Genomic DNA, 3,737 nt, shown 5'->3' on the forward strand with positions numbered 1-3,737 from the left:
GCAGGTGCAATCCAATCTTTCTGGAGACAAGGCATGTTGGCCGGTGCAAAAAATACTTACGATTCGATCGCAGCATTTTCTGCAACTGACTTCAGAGGTGACCTGGCTAACTTTGATGTGCCGACCTTGGCCTTTCACGGCGACGACGATCAAATCGTACCGATTGAAACCTCCGGTAAAGCCTCTGCGGCGTTGATTAAAGGTGCAAAATTGTTGGTGTATCCTGGCGCTCCACACGGTTTGGCCGATACGCACAAAGATCGCCTGAATCAGGATTTATTGAGTTTTTTACAGCAGAAGTAATAGGCTCTGGATTACAGAAACAAAAAGAGAACTGGAGTTTTGCTTCAGTTCTCTTTTGTATTTATAGCGTGGCTCGGTCCGTAAAGCCTGTTTGGTACCTGTTAAGATTTAAAGCCTAACTATTCAGCCGTGCAGCGCAGGTATATAGTTAGCCCTCACCATCATTCAAGGGAGAATCCAGGTGCAGCTTTTTGCGTACAATCAAATTGGCCGATCCGATGAGTTATTGATTTGGGTGGGTGTTTTGGGGGTTGCTACCCCGCCTGCGGTCGCGTTTGAAATCCATGGCCAAGCTATTGTCCCCAGTGCACAACCCGTTGGTTTTGAACCACTGGGTGATGAGGTGCGCGATATTTATGATCGACCACTGAATCACCGTGCAATTTTTGCCTTTCCCTGGCCTGCCACCAATGAACGTTTTACCGTGACGGTGATTGCTGGTGATCAGCGGGTGACGCTGACCAGCAAACGTCCGCCACAAGCGCTACCGGAGAAAGATGCCGACAGTTTTAATCTGTTGTTGTCATCTTGTTATTACCAGCCGAATGATAAATCACAAGCGTTGACCGATATCATCAAGTCGATTAAGCCTGCACCCGATTTCACTCTATTGGCGGGCGATCAGGTGTATCTCGATTTGCCCTCACAGCAAAATTTACCCGAAAATAAAAAGCACCTTGCGCGGGTGCTTGGGAAAAAATATCAGGCGAATTGGTTTTCGCGTGATTTAAAGCAACCTGGTCTTGCCAATGTGTTGAGTCATGGCCCGGTGCTTTGCGTGCCGGATGATCATGAGTTCTGGAATAACTTTCCCTACTTTCAAGCGCAGTTGAATAACACACATAGTGAAAAAGATCGATCCACTTGGCGTGAACTGGCTACGCGTTTGTATGAGCGCTACCAAATGTCGCCAGCGCAAAAAGCCGGCTTTTTTCGCAAAGATATTGCACCACTCAGCATGCTGTTTCTTGATGGACGTACTTGGCGCGATAAAGATAATATGTTTAATAGTGCAACCCACGCCGCTATTGAACAATGGAAATTGGATTTGTTGGCGCGTAAAAAAAAGAATCTACCTGCAGTTGGTCTGTTAAGTTCAGGGCAAGCACTCGCTATTGAAAAGCCTGGTTTTTTGGGGCGCAACCTTGCCGATATGGAAATGCCCAATTACGATGATTTTTTAGTGCTAACTAAGGCTTTGGAGAAATTATTTGCTGCAGAAATTCCGGTGTTGTATATCACAGGAGATGTACATTGGGGGCGAATAGTGGAAGGTGTAAATCAGCGCGGGAAAACATTATTTTATGAGGTTATTGCTTCGCCGTCGCGACTGATTGATACCATTGGTAGCGATCAGAAAAATGAATTGAAAGATAAAATTCGCGATATTTTTGGTGATTCGAAACCCTTTCCATTGCATCCTGATGCCAAGGATGTTGCAGGAATAAAGCTGGCAAATCTTCGTTTGAATGTTAAACATCAGCAGCAAGGTGATCACGTCGCATTGTTACGTTTTCAAGCGGTTTCCGGTGGGGTTGAATTCAGTGTGGATTATGTTTGTACCGATCCCGATGAGAAAAAAAGACGTAAATATTCGTTAAGCAAAGGTCCTTATAAATTATTGAGTATTTAAAATTAACAGTTAGAAATTTGTTGAGGAAAGGATAATGATCAAACAAACGCTCTCTGCTCAATCGTCCATTAAAAGTGATATAGATGAATTGCGGCGCATGAATAATGAATCCAATTTGGAATGGATAAAGCGCGCCTATGAAAGTTTTTCATTGGAAAAAATGGATGATTGGAGCTTTATTGTATTGGCGGGGGGGAAAGATGTGGTTTCATTTCGTGTTCGAGTGGCTCAATCACATTTGCGCGGCGATATGCTTCCTTCGTTTTGGTCTGAGTGCGCCCTATTTAAAATAGTAAAGAGTAATTTTTCTACCGCCAAATTTTATAATTTGCCATTGTTTCAGCCTGCTTTTGAAACCTATGCGCCGACCCGCAATGGTTTGGTGGAGTTGACATTTAATAAATTGCCAACGCAAAAAGATTATCCGAATTTAGCGCTGCTTGCAATTCCAGTGGGGCAGAAGGAAATATTACGATCTCTCAAAGACTACAAGGGGGCGCGTGTAAGTTACGACGCTGCTGTAAATATTCTCCCCTGGCTCGCCTTTGTGTGGGGCGCTGGCAATGCTGCCAACCCGCTGATGCAACAAATTGGATTCCCTTCGGCAATGATGTTAAATCAAATTTTTAGCGCAAATGGTTTTGATTTGGCACCTGGTGTGAATGCCAACTTATCTGCACCGGAAACGTTTTGGAGCGGTGTAAAACACTGGCAGGACTATTACAGCAAAACCCAGAAAAATGGCTTGCAGCCCAAGATGCGGTATGTGGTTGATCATATGTATGACATTGATGAGAGTTGATGCTAAACCTAAGAAGGAGTTTGGGGGCGTACGGGTGTAACAAAGCCGAATCCAGAACTTTCTGTAAGGCCGTATGTCCTCAGTTTTATTTTGGTTGTTTGGGGTCGTGTTGTTATTTTTTTAATGGGCTGATATTAAGCTGTTCATGGATATATGGCTTGTGCTGTTGAATAAACTATTAGGAGTAAGGTGTGGGGGATGCTCTAATTGTCTACATTTTGGTTAGCGGTGCGTTGGGCTTGCCTCGCTCTTTACTATCAGTCGCTATATTTGGCCTTGGTTATTTAGGTACTGGAGGTGCGAGTGGTTCGGGCATATTTAGCAACACGAGCAACCATAATATTTTGTGGGGAATTTTTTTTATTATAGCTATCATTAATACCTATGGAATGGTTGTTAACTTTAAGAAAATTAAATTGGCATTAATAGCCAAAAAAAATGACATGAAATAAATATGGCTCTAATGCAGCATAAAATACGCTTAGCTTTTAAGTTTAGCATTGAGTTAATTCGTATTAGTCTTGTATGGAAATGAACCCCCCTAAAGGCGATCGTAGTAAAAAATCAATACCTGCAGCGAAAATTTAGTTGGTTTACCAATCACAATTATCGTGCGCCAAGGCATTCAAAATCGTTATCGTTTTTAGCCGTATTCGAAATCTACATGCAAATGCATACGTTAGCTATTGGTCATAGTCATGGGGTTCTAAATGAAAATTAAGTTGTTATTAATTCTATTGATTTTCTTCCCTCTCGTAGGGTGTGATCGTTATACGAAGAATCAAGCTGTAAGCCTGCTTAAAGGCCAGGAGCCGCTATCGTTTCTAAATGGCTTTTTTAGTCTCACTTATCACGAAAACACCGGGGGTATGCTGAGTCTTGGGGCGGATCTATCTGACGAGTGGCGAGTTATTTTGTTTACGTTTCTGGTCGGATTGGTGTTAGTGGGTGGCTAGATCTACATGCTAGTTAAGCCCATGGATAAATATAGTTTTACGG

General features: G+C 42.9%; 5 protein-coding genes. All 5 read left to right on the forward strand.

The features are described 5' to 3' along the window. Window positions 1-303 (forward strand): alpha/beta fold hydrolase (locus ACWA6V_RS18830; protein ID WP_449523938.1); only part of this gene is annotated, 303 nt, incomplete at its 5' end. Between the two features lie 181 nt (window positions 304-484). Next, on the forward strand, window positions 485-1,936 hold the full coding sequence (locus tag ACWA6V_RS18835) for an alkaline phosphatase D family protein (RefSeq protein ID WP_449523939.1): 1,452 nt from the start codon (window positions 485-487) through the stop codon (window positions 1,934-1,936). Window positions 1,937-1,970: 34 nt separating this feature from the next. After that, entirely contained in the window at window positions 1,971-2,738 is a 768-nt protein-coding gene (locus ACWA6V_RS18840) for a hypothetical protein (RefSeq protein ID WP_449523940.1), read from the forward strand. A 191-nt stretch (window positions 2,739-2,929) separates the two neighbouring features. Beyond that, complete coding sequence (locus ACWA6V_RS18845; protein ID WP_331352872.1) at window positions 2,930-3,190, forward strand: hypothetical protein; 261 nt, start codon at window positions 2,930-2,932, stop codon at window positions 3,188-3,190. A gap of 258 nt (window positions 3,191-3,448) precedes the next feature. Next, on the forward strand, window positions 3,449-3,694 hold the full coding sequence (locus ACWA6V_RS18850; protein WP_449523941.1) for a signal peptidase II: 246 nt from the start codon (window positions 3,449-3,451) through the stop codon (window positions 3,692-3,694). The last annotated feature ends 43 nt before the right edge of the window (window positions 3,695-3,737 follow it).

The organism is Cellvibrio sp., assembly GCF_053579595.1.

Coding starts and splice junctions, on each gene's coding strand:
- ACWA6V_RS18840 (WP_449523940.1), top strand. CDS start 1,971: ATGATCAAACAAACGCTCTCTGCTCAATCGTCCATTAAAAGTGATATA.
- ACWA6V_RS18850 (WP_449523941.1), top strand. CDS start 3,449: ATGAAAATTAAGTTGTTATTAATTCTATTGATTTTCTTCCCTCTCGTA.